The organism is Bacteroides fluxus YIT 12057, from assembly GCF_000195635.1.
In the GTDB taxonomy this organism is placed as follows: domain Bacteria; phylum Bacteroidota; class Bacteroidia; order Bacteroidales; family Bacteroidaceae; genus Bacteroides; species Bacteroides fluxus.
In genome coordinates this window covers 55,089-73,548 of the sequence record NZ_GL882614.1, presented here as the reverse complement: position 1 = coordinate 73,548, position 18,460 = coordinate 55,089, and the positions used below count along the sequence as shown (strand labels likewise).

At 47.3% G+C, this 18,460-nt stretch carries 15 protein-coding genes; 5 read left to right on the top strand and 10 right to left on the bottom strand.

Annotation, left to right across the window (positions count from 1 at the left end; all coding sequences use genetic code 11):
* Complete coding sequence (locus HMPREF9446_RS03370; RefSeq protein WP_009124008.1) at nt 1–486, bottom strand: RNA polymerase sigma factor; 486 nt, start codon at nt 484–486, stop codon at nt 1–3.
* Nucleotides 487–716: 230 nt separating this feature from the next.
* Here HMPREF9446_RS03370 and HMPREF9446_RS03365 point away from each other — a divergent pair, with 230 nt between their 5' ends.
* The 3 genes from HMPREF9446_RS03365 to HMPREF9446_RS03355 are packed head-to-tail and all read left to right on the top strand — an operon-like array spanning nt 717 to nt 3,334.
* The gene (locus tag HMPREF9446_RS03365; protein ID WP_009124007.1) at nt 717–1,565 is read left to right on the top strand and encodes a hypothetical protein; all 849 of its coding nucleotides are present in this window, start codon (nt 717–719) and stop codon (nt 1,563–1,565) included.
* A 39-nt stretch (nt 1,566–1,604) separates the two neighbouring features.
* Nucleotides 1,605–2,471, top strand: coding sequence for a porin family protein (locus HMPREF9446_RS03360; protein ID WP_039968480.1), 867 nt, complete (start codon nt 1,605–1,607; stop codon nt 2,469–2,471).
* Between the two features lie 20 nt (nt 2,472–2,491).
* On the top strand, nt 2,492–3,334 hold the full coding sequence (locus HMPREF9446_RS03355; RefSeq protein ID WP_009124005.1) for a peptidase associated domain and porin domain-containing protein: 843 nt from the start codon (nt 2,492–2,494) through the stop codon (nt 3,332–3,334).
* A 6-nt stretch (nt 3,335–3,340) separates the two neighbouring features.
* Here the strand turns inward: HMPREF9446_RS03355 and HMPREF9446_RS03350 are convergent, their stop codons facing one another.
* From HMPREF9446_RS03350 to HMPREF9446_RS03340, 3 genes are read right to left on the bottom strand one after another with little or no spacing between them, the layout of a single operon-like run.
* Nucleotides 3,341–4,261 carry a vitamin B12 dependent-methionine synthase activation domain-containing protein gene (locus HMPREF9446_RS03350; RefSeq protein ID WP_009124004.1) on the bottom strand — a complete coding sequence of 307 codons (921 nt, stop codon included), beginning with the start codon at nt 4,259–4,261 and terminating at the stop codon, nt 3,341–3,343.
* A 20-nt stretch (nt 4,262–4,281) separates the two neighbouring features.
* A complete protein-coding gene (locus HMPREF9446_RS03345; protein WP_009124003.1) occupies nt 4,282–5,628 on the bottom strand; it encodes a dihydroorotase in 1,347 nt (448 codons plus the stop codon).
* 30 nt (nt 5,629–5,658) lie between these two features.
* Nucleotides 5,659–6,411 (bottom strand): polyprenol monophosphomannose synthase, encoded by a 753-nt coding sequence (locus HMPREF9446_RS03340; protein ID WP_009124002.1) that lies wholly within the window; start codon nt 6,409–6,411, stop codon nt 5,659–5,661.
* 107 nt (nt 6,412–6,518) lie between these two features.
* Here HMPREF9446_RS03340 and mfd point away from each other — a divergent pair, with 107 nt between their 5' ends.
* Nucleotides 6,519–9,908, top strand: coding sequence for a transcription-repair coupling factor (gene mfd / locus HMPREF9446_RS03335; protein ID WP_039968387.1), 3,390 nt, complete (start codon nt 6,519–6,521; stop codon nt 9,906–9,908).
* A 37-nt stretch (nt 9,909–9,945) separates the two neighbouring features.
* On the opposite strand, the gene HMPREF9446_RS03330 is transcribed toward mfd, so the two are convergent.
* From HMPREF9446_RS03330 to HMPREF9446_RS03320, 3 genes are all read right to left on the bottom strand, one after another.
* On the bottom strand, nt 9,946–10,593 hold the full coding sequence (locus HMPREF9446_RS03330) for an outer membrane beta-barrel protein (protein ID WP_009124000.1): 648 nt from the start codon (nt 10,591–10,593) through the stop codon (nt 9,946–9,948).
* 8 nt (nt 10,594–10,601) lie between these two features.
* The gene (locus tag HMPREF9446_RS03325) at nt 10,602–11,225 is read right to left on the bottom strand and encodes an HU family DNA-binding protein (RefSeq protein WP_009123999.1); all 624 of its coding nucleotides are present in this window, start codon (nt 11,223–11,225) and stop codon (nt 10,602–10,604) included.
* Between the two features lie 315 nt (nt 11,226–11,540).
* Nucleotides 11,541–13,523, bottom strand: a complete 1,983-nt coding sequence (locus HMPREF9446_RS03320) for a tetratricopeptide repeat protein (RefSeq protein ID WP_009123997.1) — start codon at nt 13,521–13,523, stop codon at nt 11,541–11,543.
* A 314-nt stretch (nt 13,524–13,837) separates the two neighbouring features.
* On the opposite strand from HMPREF9446_RS03320, the gene HMPREF9446_RS03315 reads away from it, so the two are divergent.
* The gene (locus HMPREF9446_RS03315) at nt 13,838–15,808 is read left to right on the top strand and encodes a hypothetical protein (RefSeq protein WP_039968476.1); all 1,971 of its coding nucleotides are present in this window, start codon (nt 13,838–13,840) and stop codon (nt 15,806–15,808) included.
* Nucleotides 15,809–16,009: 201 nt separating this feature from the next.
* Here HMPREF9446_RS03315 and HMPREF9446_RS03310 read toward each other — a convergent pair whose 3' ends face one another.
* The 3 genes from HMPREF9446_RS03310 to HMPREF9446_RS03300 are packed head-to-tail and all read right to left on the bottom strand — an operon-like array spanning nt 16,010 to nt 18,448.
* Nucleotides 16,010–17,875, bottom strand: coding sequence for a YgiQ family radical SAM protein (locus HMPREF9446_RS03310; RefSeq protein WP_009123995.1), 1,866 nt, complete (start codon nt 17,873–17,875; stop codon nt 16,010–16,012).
* Nucleotides 17,876–17,915: 40 nt separating this feature from the next.
* Nucleotides 17,916–18,128, bottom strand: coding sequence for a sulfurtransferase TusA family protein (locus HMPREF9446_RS03305; protein WP_009123994.1), 213 nt, complete (start codon nt 18,126–18,128; stop codon nt 17,916–17,918).
* Nucleotides 18,125–18,448 (bottom strand): hypothetical protein, encoded by a 324-nt coding sequence (locus HMPREF9446_RS03300; protein ID WP_039968474.1) that lies wholly within the window; start codon nt 18,446–18,448, stop codon nt 18,125–18,127. The genes HMPREF9446_RS03305 and HMPREF9446_RS03300 overlap by 4 nt, the downstream gene beginning before the upstream one ends.
* Nucleotides 18,449–18,460 lie beyond the last annotated feature (12 nt).

The window sequence follows — 18,460 nt, the reverse complement described above, 5'->3', positions numbered from 1 at the left end:
TTATTCCTCCTTTTTCATTTTCTTTAATTTGTCCTTGATACGGCTGAGCTTGGTAGCGACATTGGTCACGGTCAGCCCGGTAATCTCGGATATTTCTTCATAGCTTTTCTCTTCCAGATAAAGCAGGACAATGGATTTTTCCAGTTGTCCCAAGCGGTTGATCATCCGGTAGAGCTGTTTCAGCATGGTTTGTGTCTCATCTGCTTCTTCTGTCCGGTCTGCCTCTTGTGTAAGAGTTACGATTTCGGGAATGTTCTTTTCTTTCCGGATGAAACTGATGCAGGTGTTCAGTGCAATACGGTAAATCCAGGTAGAGATTTTACACTCCCGCCGAAACTTGGGAAATGCTTTCCATAGATTGAGAACAACTTCCTGATACAGATCATTAAGGGTCGCATTCGGTGTGGTATACAAATAGCACACTTTGTATATCACACGTTCATACTCCCGTACCACGGACACGAACTCTTGTTCTACATTTTCCATTTTTTCTTAGACTTCTTTCGAATTGCTTTTGTTTTGTTAGTCGCACGGCAGACAGGAAAATCACAAATCCGGCTGTAAAATTAGGAAAATAATAAGTGAGAATAGTTACGCGTTTTAAACATTTAGTTACGTATAATACCATTTAGTAAAATGTTGCTCAAAAAGTGTTTGAATATTTTAAAAAAGAGGCTTAATTTTGCATCAACATAACATGTAAATAATTAGAGAAAATGAAACGACTGGCTATTTTTTTATGTGGGGTATTGTTGTTGGCTTCGTGTGAGGATATTGATGAAGCCCGTATGCTGCCTACAGAGTTTTCAATTGGTGACATTACAGACCTTTCGGAACTGACTTATGATGAAGTGGAGAATTTGGCGATTAACTCGGACTATCAGGATCCTTCTTATCTGAGGGAAGAAATGAGGCGTACAGGTGGTCTCATCGTTAAAGGAGCGGTGAACCCGAAAGAGGGTGAAGCGTATGACTATGCACGCTTGTGGCTATCAGATAAGGAGTCGGAACTCCCGGCCGATGGTGGATATTGGGGAAGTGGAAATGCGTATCAGGTAGAAACTTTGACAGGCACTGCTGGCTCTCCATTGTTTTATGTACGATCTTGGGATATGGTGAATTTCCAGGAGAATCAGGCTTCCATTTTTTATTATAAGATGGCCTTAGAGTCTTGGAACAATGAATATCCCGGTTTTTTGGATGATTGTCTGTATGAGGATTATTATTCAAGGACTGTCTTCAGTAGTGTGAAGTCTTATTCAAAAGAGACACCTTATATTCTTGACTGTGCGGTGGAAGAGGGTGGTGCACTTGGAATGTCGTTCACAGTTCGTTCCAATTATACTGTCACACAATGCGGTATGTGCTATAGCAACAGTAATCAATTGCCCGATTTGAAAGATAAGGTGGCTTATTATAATTTGGACAGTGAAGCGGATAACCGGGAGGTCTATGTGCATCCAATGGCGCTTCCGGAAGAATCCGGTACTTATTACGTACGTGGTTTTGCGGTATCCGAGAAAGGCATTTCTTACTCTCCGGTGCAGAAAGCTACAATCTATTAATATATTATCCCTTGATTTTAAATGAATACAAAGACTATAATGAAACGATTGATAATGACATGCTTGATGGGGTGGCTGAGTCTGGCCGCACTGATGGCACAAGTTGCAACGCATGATATCAAAGGTGTGGTGACGGATAAGAAACAATTCCCGGTTGTGGGTGCATTGGTTACGGTACAAGGCACGGACATCAGTACCGTGACTGACATAGACGGCAAGTTCCTGCTCCGTGAAGTTCCGGTAACGGCTAAGCTGTTGCTGGTGGAATCCATCGGTATGGAAACGGAAGAATGGGAAATCAATACTCCGATACAGGTGACACCCAAAAATAAGAAATTGTCTCTTGTGATTTCTGCCGGTGCTGTGATGAGCCGTTATACGGCACAGGGCGGCAGTTTCAGAATGGGTTATGAGGCAGGCCTCGGTTTGGAGGTGCGCATGTCCAAACGTGTGGCTTTCCGTCCGATGTTGCAACTGACCAATCGTGGTACGGTCTATAAATACAATAAGGCCGGTCTTGATTACAAAGAAACCTGGAATCCTACCATGCTGGATTTACCTTTGTATTTCGTGAGCCGTTTTAAATTGGCATATAAAACCAATCTTGTATTTTCATATGGTCCGGTCGTATCTTGTGGCATTGGAGGCAAGGTGACTGCTGAAACGAATGGCGAGAAGGCCGAATATGAGATTTTCAGCAAGAAGTATGATTCTTACTACTATAGTGATGGAAAGCATTCTCTGCTTCACCGTATCAATTACGGATTGGCCTATGGTTTGGGAGTGGAATATAAGAAACTGACGGTTGGTGTATGGGGTAAAAATATGGCATTGCCCATAGATGACTATGATGATGCTGAACACAACTGGGCACTGACTTTTGGAGTGGCTTATCGCTTTTTCTAAATAAATAAAAGGAGACGACAATGAAAAGAATATATATATTGTTATTGGCCTGTATAGGGGCAATGAGTGTGATGGCCCAAGGACAAAAGTTGAAAAATCGTGTGATAGATAAAGATTACTATCCTGTAGATAGTGCCAAGGTTACTGTCAAAGGAACGAACATCAGTACATTCACGGATAAGAATGGGGAGTTTGTGTTGGAAGATGTGCCTCTTATTTTGGATTCCATAGAGGTCCGGAAAAGGAAAAAGAGTTATTCCGCCGAAATACCTGTACGTATCCATATGCGTAAAGCTGTGATGGATCGTTTCTCTTGGCTTGTAAGAGCCGGATGGGAATATCCTCTATACGATTTTGATGATTTCTCGACTTGTAGCGGTAGCCGGATGTTCTTTGTCGGCGCAGGATTTGATTTGAAGGTGTTACGTCATATGGCTTTCCAGCCGAGCGTCAATTTATCGATACGTAAGATGAACGGTTATGGTGATTGTGATTATGACGGATATTACTCTTATGGGGAGCAGACTTATGATGCGGGTGTATTGGAAGTTCCGTTGCAGTTTGCCTTGAAGTTTCCGATTAGTTTTTCTGCAAATTTTGTATTCCGCTTTGGTACTTATCTGGATATTGGTTTGTGGGGAACTGTGAAGCATACTCCGGAATATAGCAGTGACGGCCGGTATGAAGAAAAGGAGTTTGATGTTTATGGCAGCCGTATCGGGGGAGGAGCGATCTATGGTTTAGGGGTTGAGTTCGGCCGTTTTATGGTTGGAGCTGTAGGGCATACCGGCTGGATACCTAATGAAAAGTCCGACGGATGTGGATACACCAGTTTCGGACTTGAAATCGGCTATAAATTTTGATGAGTTTTATCCGGGCAAGTTTGCCGCCAGGAATTTCCGCATGACATCAACGGACATTCCCCGGCGGCGGGCGTAGTCCTGAAGTTGGTCTTCTCCTATTTTCCCGACAGCGAAGTAGCGGGATGCAGGATGAGCCAACATCATACCACAGACGGAGGCATGCGGATGCATGGCTCCGTTTTCTGTTAAGGTAATTCCTATCCGCTTCATGTCAAGCAGGGCATCCAGCAGGAAGTTGACGGATTGGTCGGGCAGGGAGGGATAGCCTACGGCGGGACGGATACCTTGATATTTCTCTATCAGCAAGTCCGGGATAGACAATGATTCGTCGGGGGCATATCCCCAAGCTTCCTTGCGTACGTATTCGTGCATTTTTTCGGTTGCGGCTTCGGCAAGACGGTCACTCAGCGTCTGTACAAGCAGGTGTTTGTAAGGGTCGTTCGGATAGCAGGTTTCAGCGTTTGCACTGACGGAGGAAGCAAAAAGCCCTACGGTATCGGGGATACCGGAAACAAGCGGACGTACAAAGTCACTTAAACAGAGGAACGGACTTCCGTCGGGATGAGGTGTCTGTTGGCGCAGCAAGGGAAAAACGGTATTTTCTATGATCAGATTGTCGCCTTCTGCATTTGCCCGGCAAAGTCTGAATATGCATTGAACGGTCATGATCTCATCCAGCTGGTCGAGCATCCTGTTTGCCTCTTTGAACAGTTGCATCGCTTCCGCCGCTTTCGCGCGTTCTTCTTCGGGAAAGGACGCCAGCCATAGGGCACGGCAAGAGTCGCAACCATGAATGTCGGCAATGGCTGCGAAACGGGGCTGAAAGCCCCATGCATGGAAAAAGTAAATCCAGTTGATATAGGAAGCGGCCTCATGTACACGGTATGCGAGTATGGCATGAGGCAATGCAGGTGTCACTTTGCTCATTTAGTTAACCCTCAATTCATCTAGTTGAATCTCAATTCTTCACCGCGATAGGTACCATCAACGGTATTGTCGTCATAGATAAGATGCCCGTTGGCAAAGGTCTTTTCTATTTTCCAGTCAAAGGTATGACCTTCCAGAGGACTCCATCCGCATTTGCTTAATATCCTGTCGGTTGTGACTTCCCAAGGAGTATTGGGACGTACCAATACAAGATCGGCCCGGTAACCCTCACGGATATAGCCACGTTCGTTGATACGGTAGATTTGGGCAGGCGCATGGCACATTTTCTCTACGATGGTTTCTAACGTGAAGATTCCTTTGTTTACCAGTTCCAGCATGCTGACCAGCGAGAACTGTATCATTGGCATGCCGGACATGGCCTTTAGGGCACCTCCTTCTTTTTCGTTCAGCAGGTGCGGGGCATGGTCGGTAGCAATGACGTCTATCAGTCCGGAGTTGACGGCGGCACGCAGGGCGGTTCGGTTACTCTCGCTTTTGATTGCAGGGTTGCATTTGATGCGGGCCCCTAATGTCTTATAATCTTCCGAATCATAGAAAAGATGGGCTATACAGGCTTCAGCCGTAATGTTCTTCAGAGAAGAAAGAGGGGCATCACTGAATAATGACAACTCTTTTGCTGTGGAGACGTGCAGGACATGCAGCCTGGCTCCGGCCAGATTAGCCAGGCGGACAGCCAGTTTGGAAGAACTGTAGCAGGCGAGGGCAGAACGTATCAGCGGGTGTTTGTTTACGGGAATCTCGGCGTCGTCCGCAAATTTCTCTTTATATTTGGCGGTATTCTTTTTAATAATCTCCTGGTCCTCGCAATGGGCTGCAATCAGCATATCCGTACCGTTGAATATATTTAGCAGACTGTTCATCTTGTCCACCAGCATATTGCCGGTACTGGAACCCATAAAGAGCTTGATACCGCAGACACGGTGCTTGTCCAGTTTGCTGAATTCATTGTAGTTATTGTTGGTTGCACCGAAATAACAGGAATGGTTGACGACACATTTCTCGTTCAACAAGTCCAGTTTGGCGTTCAAGGTATCCAAAGTGGTTGTCAGAGGATTGGTGTTCGGCATATCCATAATGGACGTGACACCTCCTGCTGCGGCTGCGCAACTTTCGGTGAAGATATCCGCCTTGTGGGTCAGTCCCGGGTCACGGAAATGTACGTGGTCGTCAATAATGCCGGGCAACAGATAACAGCCGGTAGCGTCAATGGTCTCGTCGCAGGGGGCGGAAAGAGGCTTCCAGTCGGTCAGCACTTCGGCAATGCGTCCGTTCTCTATTACTATGGATCCTTTTATGGATTGTCCTTCGTTGACAATCGTGGCATTATGTATCAATGTTCTTTTCATGTCTTTAACGATGTAATGATCACCTGTTACTTAATTGTTTATAGTAGGATATTTATGGAACCAGCTGTTCCATTTCAGCCGGATGACCCCGAATACGGCTTCACCGAAAATGCTGCTGTTCATTTTAGAGGTTCCCAATTCACGGTTGATGAAAATGACGGGTACTTCCTTGACTTTGAATCCGCATTTGTAGGCGGTGAACTTCATTTCTATCTGGAAAGCATAACCTTTGAAGCGGATGCCGTCGAGGTCGATGGTCTTCAGCACCCGGCGGCGGTAACACACAAATCCGGCGGTTGTATCGTGAATGGGCAGTCCGGTAATGAGCCGTACATACTTGGAGGCAAAATATGACATCAGTACCCGTCCCATAGGCCAGTTTACCACATTGACGCCACTCACATAGCGTGAACCGATGGCTACGTCGGAACCTTCTTCGGCGCAAGCCTTATAGAGGCGGGGCAAGTCCTTGGGGTTGTGGCTGAAATCGGCATCCATCTCGAATATGTATTCGTATTCATGTTGCAGTGCCCATTTGAAACCGGCTATATAGGCCGTGCCCAATCCCAATTTTCCCTTGCGTTCCACCATGAACAGGCGTTCGGGAAACTCCTGCTGCAAAGTTTTGACGATGGCGGCAGTCCCGTCCGGCGAACCGTCTTCAATGATAAGTATATGGAAGCCATGTTCCAGGCTGAAAACGGCACGGATTATATTTTCTATATTCTCCCGTTCATTGTAGGTAGGGATAATGACGATGCTGTCTGATGTCTGCATATTCATATATGGGGGTTGTAATTGGGAACAAATGTAACGCTTTTCTATCATTTACGGACAAAACAAAAGATTATTTATGTATTTTTGCGGTGGATTTATCACCACAGATTATAATGACTATCACCGAACTTCAACAATTCTATACAGCCCATCCTAATGTAGAGGGAATGAGCCGGTTGCTTAAGAATACTTCAATCCGTCACTTGTATTGCGGAGGTCTATGTGCTTCTGCGGCATCTTTATTTTCTTCCGTGCTGGTACGGCGTGGGGAGTGCCCGTTTGTCTTCATCCTCGGCGATCTGGAGGAAGCGGGGTATTTCTATCACGACCTGACGCAGGTATTGGGGACGGAACAGGTGTTGTTTTTCCCGTCTTCTTTCCGCCGTGCCATCAAGTACGGGCAGAAAGATGCGGCGAACGAGATACTTCGTACGGAAGTGCTGAGCCGCCTGCAAAAGGGTGAGGAAGGACTGTGTATAGTCACTTATCCCGACGCGCTGGCAGAGAAAGTGGTTTCCCGGAAGGAACTGGGTGACAAGACCCTGAAACTTCATGCCGGCGAGAAAGTGGATATGAATTTTATCACTGAAGTATTGCGCAGCTATGGTTTTGAATACGTGGATTATGTCTATGAGCCCGGGCAATACGCTGTACGCGGCAGTATCATTGATGTTTTCTCGTTCTCTTCTGAATTCCCTTTTCGCATTGACTTCTTTGGAGATGAGGTGGAAAGCATCCGTACTTTTGAGGTGGAGACACAGCTTTCAAAAGAAAAGAAAGAGAATATAGTGATTGTTCCCGATTTGAGCCATAGCCTGGAGCAAGGCGGCAGCGGAGGCATGGTGTCATTCCTGGAATTTCTCAAACCGGATACCGTATTGTCCATGCGTGATTTTCTCTGGCTGCGCGAACGTATTCAGAATGTACATGACGAGGCGCTGACTCCACAAGCCATTGCTGCCCGTGAGGCGGAAGAGAACGGGGCGATAACTTTGGAGGGCAAGCTGATTGACGGCGGTGAGTTTACCTTGCGCGCGCTTGATTTCCGCAGGATGGAGTTCGGCAACAAACCTACCGGCACGCCGGATGCCACGATTGCTTTTAATACCACGGCCCAGCCTATTTTCCATAAGAATTTCGACTTGGTGGCAGCTTCATTCAAGGAGTACCAGGAGAATGGCTACACCATCTATATCTGTAGTGACAGTACCAAGCAGACAGACCGTATCAAGGCTATCTTCGAGGACAGGGGGGATAACATACAGTTTACCGCCGTGGAGCGTACCTTGCATGAGGGTTTTGCCGACGCTACATTGCGCCTTTGCATCTTTACCGACCATCAGCTTTTTGACCGTTTCCATAAATACAACCTGAAGAGTGACAAGGCTCGTAGCGGCAAGGTTGCGTTAAGTCTGAAGGAGTTGAACCAGTTTACTCCGGGAGATTATGTGGTGCATACCGACCACGGTGTGGGGCGTTTTGCCGGATTGGTGCGAATACCCAACGGAAACACCACCCAGGAGGTTATGAAACTTGTTTTTCAGAATGATGATGTGGTCTTTGTTTCCATCCATTCCCTGCATAAAGTCTCCAAATATAAAGGAAAAGAAGGTGAAGCCCCCCGGTTGAACAAGTTGGGTACCGGTGCTTGGGAGAAATTGAAAGACCGTACCAAAACCAAAATCAAGGACATTGCCCGCGACTTGATAAAACTTTACTCGCAGCGCCGTGAAGAAAAAGGTTTCCAATACAGTCCCGACAGTTTCTTGCAACGTGAGCTGGAGGCATCTTTTATTTATGAGGATACGCCCGACCAAAGCAAATCTACAGCCGACGTAAAGGCCGATATGGAAAGTGCCCGCCCTATGGACCGTCTGGTCTGCGGTGACGTGGGTTTCGGGAAGACGGAAATTGCCGTGCGCGCGGCTTTCAAGGCTGTGGCGGACAATAAACAGGTGGCTGTCCTGGTGCCTACTACGGTACTTGCCTACCAGCATTTCCAGACTTTCAAGGAGCGTCTGAAAGGGCTTCCCTGCCGGGTGGATTATTTGAGCCGCGCCCGTACCGCCGCACAGGCCAAGGCCGTTGTCAAGGGACTTTCCGAGGGAGATGTGAACATCCTCATCGGCACTCACCGTATTTTGGGAAAGGATGTGAAGTTCAAGGATCTCGGCTTGCTGATTATAGACGAAGAGCAGAAATTCGGCGTTTCCGTCAAGGAGAAGCTCCGCCAGCTCAAGGTGAATGTAGATACCCTTACGATGACCGCTACGCCTATTCCCCGTACCTTGCAGTTCTCATTGATGGGCGCACGGGACTTGAGTGTCATCCAGACTCCGCCTCCCAACCGTTATCCTATCCAGACGGAGGTGCATACGTTCAATGAGGAAGTCATTGCCGATGCCGTCAACTTTGAGATGAGCCGCAACGGGCAGGTCTTTTTTGTCAACAACCGCATATCCAACCTTGCGGAACTGAAGGCGATGATAGAGCGCCGTATTCCCGATTGTCGTGTCTGCATAGGTCACGGGCAGATGGAACCTGCCGAACTGGAAAAGATTATTCTGGATTTTGTCAACTATGACTACGACGTGTTGCTTGCCACGACAATTATCGAAAGCGGCATTGACATTCCGAACGCCAACACCATCATTATCAACCAAGCGCAGAACTTCGGCTTGAGTGACCTGCACCAGATGCGAGGTCGTGTAGGCCGGAGTAACAAGAAAGCTTTCTGCTATTTGCTGGCTCCTCCTTTGTCCTCTCTTACCCCGGAGGCCAAACGCCGCCTGCAGGCTATCGAGAACTTTTCCGACTTGGGCAGTGGCATTCACATTGCCATGCAGGATCTTGACATCCGCGGCGCCGGTAACATGCTCGGTGCGGAACAAAGTGGTTTTATTGCCGATTTGGGATATGAGACTTATCAGAAGATATTGTCCGAGGCCGTACGTGAACTGAAAACCGATGAGTTTGCCGACCTGTATCCCGAAGAGCTGAAAGCCGAAGGGGGCGTAATCAGTGGCGAACAGTTTGTGGATGAATGCCAGGTGGAAAGTGATTTGGAACTTCTGTTGCCTGCCGATTACGTGACCGGAAGCAGCGAACGCATGCTGTTGTATCGTGAGTTGGACGGTTTGACGCTGGATAAAGACGTAGCCGACTTCCGTGCACGCCTTGAAGACCGCTTTGGTCCGGTTCCTCCCGAGACGGAAGAACTGTTGCGCATTGTTCCCTTGCGCCGTCTGGCTGCCCGCCTTGGGGTGGAAAAGGTGTTCTTGAAGGGAGGGCGCATGTCGCTGTTCTTCGTTTCCAATCCGGATAGCCCGTATTATCAGAGCCAGGCATTCGGCAAAGTCATCGGCTATATGATGAAATACACCCGCCGTTGTGACTTGCGTGAGCAGAACAACAAGCGGAGCATGCTGGTGAAAGAGGTTACTTCCGTAGAAGAAGCGGTTTGTACGCTACAGGAGATTGTGGCGATGCAGGTGGAGGAATAAGCATGGCAAGGTCATTCCTTGCATGGGTTGTATCTGTCTATCGTCCGAACTGCACGGCAAGCCCCAAGTTGAAAAATGTGATGTTATTTTTGAACCAGTTATGGTTCACTCCGTCATCATATCCGTCCGTGTTGTAAAGACGTCCGTCGGGATTGACGAACCAGTCTGCTGTAAGAATATCAGCCCGCAGCATCCCCGATAGTTTTCGGGTGATTCGGAATTCATAGCCTAAGGCAAACGAAATGCCGCAATATCCTTTCCGGTAAAGGTGTCCTTGCCGTTGGTTCCGCTTGTACAGCCGTTCCTGATAGTTCATGTATCCGATGCCCAACGAGAAGAACACACCTTGGTTGCCGTCGCTCCATAAGATCCGCAGCAGCATTTCGGGACGGATGAAGTGCAGGTGCATCTTGTCCGGCAGGCGTGCCGAGCGCAGGTAGTCGTATTGCGCTCCTATGGCAAAGTTGGGCGTGAGGTAGTACCGTCCTTCTGCCATCAGGTCATAGCCCGGGCGGTTTCCGTTCTTGTTGAAAAAATCGTTCTTGTTGCCATCTACATGGGGCAGCATCAGTCCGCCGCCCACAATGAAACTGTATTCTTGCGGCAGGCATTCGCTTTGGGCATGCAGGGAGGGGATGACCCAGCAGAGCAGGGCGGCCAGTGTGGCGAGTTGTTGTTTCATCATCGCAGGTTTTATCTTTTTACATAAATCTTGTGTGAGCCTCTTCCTTTGCAGCCGATGCCCGACTCCGGTTCTTCGCTCCATTGCTTCAGCTCACGGGCTGCCTTGTCGCTCAGCAGTCCCGTCAACCGGCAATAGTCTGCCACGCGCATGAAAGGGTTGGAGCAAAGGAAGTCTTGCGCCATCTTCAGCCGCTCCTGTGGCGAGAATACTTGTGACGAATGCCTGAACTTCCATTTGGAACGTTCCAGTATGCACCTTCGTCCGGTATTCTCTATCAGCTCTTTGTCGGCACGGAAGTTGACGTTGTTCAGCCAGATGCTCATGGCGTTTCGCTTGGGAGCGCCCGGCTCTCCGCTTTCCCGTTCGTAGCCGTCGCGCAGGGCGAGCGAGGGGGAGAATACGCCTATCCCGTCTATTTTCACCGAGCGCCCGCTTGCCATTTGGCAAGCCATTTCGTCGGCAAGCGCTTTTACCAGTCCCTTGATGTCGCCGGGGGTGAAGCTGCTGGCATAGCTGATTTTATCTACTATCTTGTCCAGGTCTGCCTGTCCCCATAATCTCATGCGGGGGAAGAGCACCCGTTTGCCGTCTTCATTGGGCAGGTTCGATTCCTGCATTTCATATTCTGCCATTCTGCTAAGTATTTATTAAAGGTTGTTGCAGCCGATGCCTGCTCCGAGAAAGCCGGTGCTCTGTGCGGAGGATGCCACGCATCTGTATTCGGGCGGTCACAGTCCTATTATCGGGGCATTACAGTCGCGGTTTCGGAGGGTTTCAGTCTTGTCTTGAGCTTCATCTCCACCCTGAAGATAGACATCTTTAAACTACAGATGACTGTCTTTAGGCTACAGATGTGCATCTGCTGCGTAAAGATAGGGCTTATTATGGGGATGGCAAATATTTTGCGTGGGAAAAGCTCTTTTAGGAAGGCTTGTCTTTGGTTTTTGTCATAGGCTCTGTATAAATGTAGCCAGATTGTCGGTGCGTTCTATGCCTAATTTCTTTCGCAGCCGCAAACGGGCTTTCTTCAGAGCCTCTTCGGACTGGAAGGTAATCTGGGCGATGTCTTTGTTTCCCATGTTTAATCTCAAGAATACACATATCTTGCGTTCATTGACGGTAAGTGAAGGGAAATTCTTGTTGAGCTTATCATAGAAGTTGGCGTTGATTTCAAGGAATAAAGTTTCGAACTCCTTCCAGTTGGAATAAGCAGATTTGTTCTTGTAGTAGCAGATAAGCGTGTGAATTTCTTTTTCTCTTTCTTCCGGAGTGGCTTTTGCTATATTTTCCAGCATTTTTATACAATAGCTGTCACTTTCGGCATTCTGCATCAGTTTCAGGGTTGCCGATGTCATCTCTTTTTTGCTGTATTCCAGCTTATTGTTTATCTGGTCAATCTCCAGTTTGAGTACTTTCTTTTTCAATTTATTGGAACGATAGAGCTGGAACGAAAGAATGGTTATCAATAACATTACCGCACTTAACGAAAGAATCGTGTAATACTGATGCTTTATGTGCAGTTGCTGTTTTATCTTCTCTATTTCATACTTCTGTATCTCTTTGTCGTGCTTGTAGGCGCTTTCTATCAAGGTCAGCTTGCGTATATTACTCTCATTGAGGATGCTGTCGTTTAGCTGTTTGAACATTTTGTGGTTGTGGTAAGCATCCTTGAAATTTCCGGTAGTGGAATAAATATCCGCCAGTTGTCCATAGATGTTTTTTCTAAGTTCCAGATACTTGATTTCGTTGCCTATCTGCAAGGCATGGCCGGCGTATTCAATGGCGCGGGCGTATTGCTTTTGGGTATAGTACAGTTTGCTTAGAAACCCCAGGACTTCGGCATGTGCATATTTGATGTTTGACTGCTGTGCCAGGTTGAGTGCTTGGTATAGATGTGTTTTTGCTTCCTCGATTTTTCCTTGTTCTATATATATGGAGGCAATGTTCGTAAGCAGATTGATGCTTTGGCCGCTTCTTTTCCCTTCTGCCATTCTAAGGGCTTCCCGGAGGTATTGCAGTGCTTCGGGGCGCTTCATGCGTTTGTAGATGTAGCCGATATTGGTGAGGCACGATGAAATCAAGTATTCATTGTTCATTTCCTTGGACAATAGAAGCGCTTGATTAATATCTTCCAGGGCTGCTTCAAACTCATTCTGCTCGGACTTGATGCCCGCTATATTGATGAGAGCATTGCAAATGCCTTGTCGGTCATTCTGTTCTTCATAAATCTTGAGGGCTGATAAATAATGCTCTAATGCTTGCGACAAGCCGCCTTGCCGGTGGTAGATGAGGGCAATCCCGGAATAGGATTTCGCTGCCATTAGCTTGTTGTTGTTCTGGCCGGCTAAATGGATTACTTGCTGGAACGTTTCTACAGCTTGGGAATATTCTCCTTTACTGGAAAGGTTGTATGCAACATTAAACAACAGTTTGATATGTGGAGAAGGATCTTTCAAGGTTGCTGCTGTCTCTAATCCTTTCTCGAGCGCCTGCTCACAGCCTTTGATGTCTCCTAACTCTTTTTTGATATTGCTGATAGCCATTAGGTAGTTGCAAATGCCGGTCTTATCATTCACTTGCTCCGCTATGCCAAGTGCTTCTTCGAAGAGTTGCAGTGCTGCTTTTTTGTGGTCTCTCATGGTGATGAGTCCCTTAATCCAAAGGCTGGCGGCTTTCCCTTCAGGATAGTCGGACTGTGTGGCTATCTTTAGTGCTTGATTGGCGTATGATTCGGCTTTCTCTTTGTCATTAGCATACAGCTCATAGCCAAGTTTATTGAGTAAATTGACTTTTGTTGTATCAGCCGAGGTATGTTCCGATAACTTTTTTTCGAGTTTATCTATCGCGGATGTTTGCGGGAAGGCAGTATAGGCGGTAAAATGGATTAAGAGGAAGAAAAGTAGTATTGTCCTATAGTGTACTGTGCTCATTTTACTTATAATCTGTTTGTTAGAGTATAGGGGACAAAGGTAATGTCCGCTTTCTGTATATACAAGCTTTTTGAGGTATAATTTATTTATCCACTTTTTGTCTACCGATATTAAGCCGGGGGAATCAATTGTCGCTTTATCTTTGGGACAGCTTTTTTGAAAGGCTGGTTAGGTGTTGAAATTTAGCCCGGGCACTCTTTCTGTACGAAAGATGCCCGGCTAAACTAACTGTTGAAACCAGAGGAAAACCGGAAAATTGATTGAATACAATTTTGAGTAACATATATAACTAAATTATAAAAGGAAAGCACATGATGGAATTGGCAGATGTGGCAGTACTTGCATTTATAGGTGTCGGGCTGGTTTTTCAAAGCGTGAGATACTATCGTAGCGATCGTCGTATAAAGGCAAAACAGAAGTATCTCGTAAGCTTGCTGTTTTGCGAGACAGAGTTTACCCGGAAGTGTCCATCCGGCATTGTTCTTGTGTTCGATCGTATAGGACATCTTGTACGTAAGTTTCCCGAAGCTGATATAAAAAAGAGGAAAGACCGGAGTAAGATATGCTGTTCCGTAGAGGAAGGCGTGCTAAGTTTCTGTGTGCTGTTTACCTCCCGGTCTCTCAGTCTGAGCGGTGTGTATGATAGAAAAGATATAGAACGGTTGTTTGGCGGTAATCCCGATATACTGATTGCCGAGACTGCCCTTCAAGAGGTGAAATCCGATGCTCCGGTCCGGTTGAATGTGGTGCGGGAAGTCGTGGACGAAGACAAACCTGCCGAGGCATCTTCCGTGCCCTTTTCTATGTTGTTGCCTCCCGAAATAGTAACGGATGCTATGTCGAAGGATTTGCAGATAAATATGAGTGGATGTGGGTCCGTGTGGGAGGTGGGAGATATACACTATCCGGAGAATGAACCGGATCATTGGCTCTCCTTGAAGCATGAAGGTGAGGGGCTTGTGATACATGTGCGTGCAAATTTTTCTTCTTATGAGCGTATAGCAGCGGTTGAATTATGTAATGGCGTGCAGATTCATACGTTGAAGGTGCGGCAGCAGATGGCGGGCATGCATGCCGTACTGACTGTAAACCGGAATCTTTACGTCACCGATGGGCAAAAAGATGAAGTGGTGCCTTTTAAGGTTGCCGCTGACAATGAGCAGGCCACGTGGCATGTTAAAGCTGCTAATGCTAATGACGGAGGATGTTGGTATGCGATTAAACCGGCTATCGGCATACGGCAGACAGGCACAAAAGTACTGGAAGTGCATATATCGGCTAAGCCGGTCAATGTCCGTTCGCGGTCATTGTCGGTGACGTTGGAAACGGGTACTTATCCTTTTTGCCAGACTACGGATATTGTGTTGATACAAGGTGTTTGTTTCAATTATTACATTGAGTATCCTCAAGATGATATTTGTGCCCGACATAGCGGGGCAATAGAAACTCCGCTTGACTATCGGGAGGCAGACGGCGTGAAGAGCTATATTATCTGTGTGGATAGCAACCAGCCTTGGCACATCGTTTATGACAAGAAGGCGGAATGGATGGAAGTGGGCGAACCTGAACTGTTGCAAGGGCATTATGACGGGCGTTTCGTTGTGCGGGTACATTCCAATGAGGGAAATGCGGTGCGAGGCGGTCTTCCGGCTGCACGGAGTACGGTACTTTCTTTGATTAACGATACAGGGGTGGTCAAGGATATTCTGGTTTATCAAGGTGGCTATGTGCGTATTCGCGGGAAATATTGGCTTGACCGTAACCTGTTGTCAGAAGGCAAGCTGGCGCAAGTGGCTGTTCCGGTAGGGCTGGAAGAGGGTTGTACGCTCAATCATGGCGGCTATTTCCAGTTTGGCAGCCGTTCGGAGCTCTGGACCGGGAATTTTACTCCATGCAAGGGAAGCTGGCATGCGGGCAAGCCCGAGACACCGTTGCGTGCTTCTTCATTAGACCCTTCACCGGTGGGGTGGCGGGTGCCTTCATATATTGAGCTGGAAACATTTATGAGTGCTCCTGTAGCTTCGTTGGGTTTGCATTATGAAGATAATCAAGATAATATATGCTTTTTAAGTGACGATGGCGTGCCGGTGTATCTGCCACTTTGCGGGCATCGTAGCCATATAAGTGGTTGCCGGATAGTGATTCCCCACGGACACCGCTATTGGACCGGTAGCAGTCAGAGGACTGTATATGGATATTCTCTTTGTGTAGAGTCCAACCGCCGGATGTATATTATGCATGATATGAAGAAATGCGGGTTCCCGGTAAGAAGCATATTAGAATGAATTATTCACAGTTACTATTGTTTTTTGTGTATCAATAGTGCAAGTTTGGAACAAATACATAAAAGGTGACTGAAATTAAGCCGGTTGCCTCTATGAATTTAATAAAAAGAAAAACAATGAAAAAGAGTCATTTGAATTTAGCAGCGAAAGTGCTGATTTGTGGTGCGTTTATGTTTACATCTTGTGTAGGTTCTTTCTTCATTACCGTTTCCCGTATAGCTTGTCTATCAGATCTGTCCGTCCTATCCGGCGCAATTCATTGATGATATTCTTGCGTTCCTCGGGCTTGTACCAGAAGAAGAACTGGCGTTGCGCCAGCTTTTCGCGTTGCGTCTTGGCGCTGAACACCGGTTCCAACGTATAAGGATGGAAGCCTGTGTACCATGCTTCGGTGGCAACAGTCATGGGGGTAGGGGTAAAGTCCTGCACTTGTTCCAGATGGAAGTCCAGACGCTTGGTGATGACGGCAAGTTCCGCCATGTCCTCTTCCTTGCATCCGGGGTGGCTGCTGATAAAGTAAGGGATAAGCTGTTGGCGCAGTCCTTCTTCACGGTTAATCCTGTCGAATATCTTCTTGAACTCACCGAATTGGTTGAACGAGGGTTTGCGCATGATGTTCAATACATTGTCCGAAGTATGCTCCGGGGCTACTTTCAGACGTCCGCTGACATGGCGGGCGATAAGTTCACGGGTATATTCCTGTGTACTTTTGTTGATATTCGGGTCCTTGCTTTGGTGCAGCAGTAAGTCATAGCGTACACCGCTTCCGATAAATGACTTTTTAATGTCGGGCAAGGCATCTACTGCATGATAGATGTCGAGTAGCGGACGGTGGTCCGTATTCAGGTTAGGGCATACCTTGGGGTAGATGCACGACGGGCGTTTGCATTTCCTGCAAACGGCTTCATCCCGCCCCTTCATCCGGTACATGTTGGCCGACGGGCCTCCTAAATCACTTAAATAACCTTTGAAATCGGGCAGTTCCGTGATGGCTTTTACCTCTTTCAGAATGCTCTCCTTACTGCGGCTTACGATGAACTTGCCTTGATGTGCCGAGATGGTGCAGAATGCGCATCCCCCAAAGCATCCTCTGTGCAGGTTGACGGAAAACTTGATCATGTCGTATGCCGGAATGCGTTTCCCTTTATATTTGGGATGAGGCAGGCGTGTATAGGGCAAATCAAATGACCGGTCCAGTTCCGCTTCCGTCAAGGGAGGGTAGGGAGGATTGACCACTACGGTCTGTTTGCCTGCTTTTTGCAAGATACGGGAAGCCGCATATTTATTGCTCTCTTCTTCAATATGACGGAAATTGGCCGCTTCTTTCTTTTTGTCTTTCAGGCATTCCTCATGGGAAAAGAGGGTAATGTCCCCTTCCTGTGAGGAAATATTCTTTTCAAGATAGACCATTTTGGGGATGTCGGAGATCAGCTGCTTGAAGTCCTCTTTGGTAACAACCGTGGCAGGCACTGTTCCGTCTGTTTCCGCTAATTTGCGTTTCAGCCTTTCTGCAAGTTCCACCACCGGTTTTTCACCCATGCCGTATATCAACGAGTCTGCACCGCTGTCAATGAGAATACTGGGTCGTACACGGTCTTGCCAGTAGTCGTAATGTGTCAGCCGCCGCATGCTTGCCTCGATACCACCCAATACAACGGGGACATCCGGATATAGTTTCTTCAGTATTTGGGTATATACAATGGAAGGATACTCGGGCCGCATGTCCGGACGTGCATCCGGAGTGTAGGCATCATCACTGCGCAGACGTTTGTTGGCCGTATATTTATTGACCATACTGTCCATGCAACCGGGACTGATGCCGAAGAATAACCGGGGACGTCCCAGTTTCTTGAAGTCACGTAAATCGTCACGCCAGTTAGGCTGGGGAATGATGGCTATGCGCAGCCCTTCCGCTTCAAGGATGCGACCGATGACGGCGGCACCGAATGAAGGGTGATCTACGTATGCATCACCACTGAATAAAATAACATCCAATTCATTCCACCCGCGAAGCTCTACTTCTTTCTTGGTTGTAGGCAACCAGTCGGTCAGTCGATATTCTTTCATTGATAAAATAAGTAAATAGGTATAATCAGTTCACCGTCTTTTATACGGTGAACTGCAGTGTCATCTGCTCGCCGTCGTAAATCTCACGGAAGCCGATTCGTTGTTCGGAAAGATACTCTTTCAAGTCGCTGAAGGCGACGGCATCATCCATGATAATCTCCAGCTTTTCTCCTTTCCCGGCCTTGCATAAGGCTGTTATGGCAGGGATAAGCGGGCTATAGTGCTTTTGTCCGCACGTATTGATGGTTTTCATTTATCGTTTCCCTCTTCTATGGTTTCTTGCTTGGAGAGCCATTCCAGATAGAGTTTGATAAGTTGCTGCAATCCGAAAGCTTTCATGTTGTTATGATAGATGACATCGATGCAGAGGTCGAGCAGGTCCTTGCTGTCTTCTTCCTGTGCGGCAATGAGTGAGCGGATATTCAGTTTCAGCTTGTCGAGCACGGTTTCATCTACGATGCCGTTGCTGTCGATGAGATGGCGGAACAGTCCGTATTTTTCGATAGTGGCAAGGTTCTCTTCTGATACTTCTAAACTGCGGGTTCCGCTCGGGTTGGCTTGTATAGCGTACATGATGTTCATATT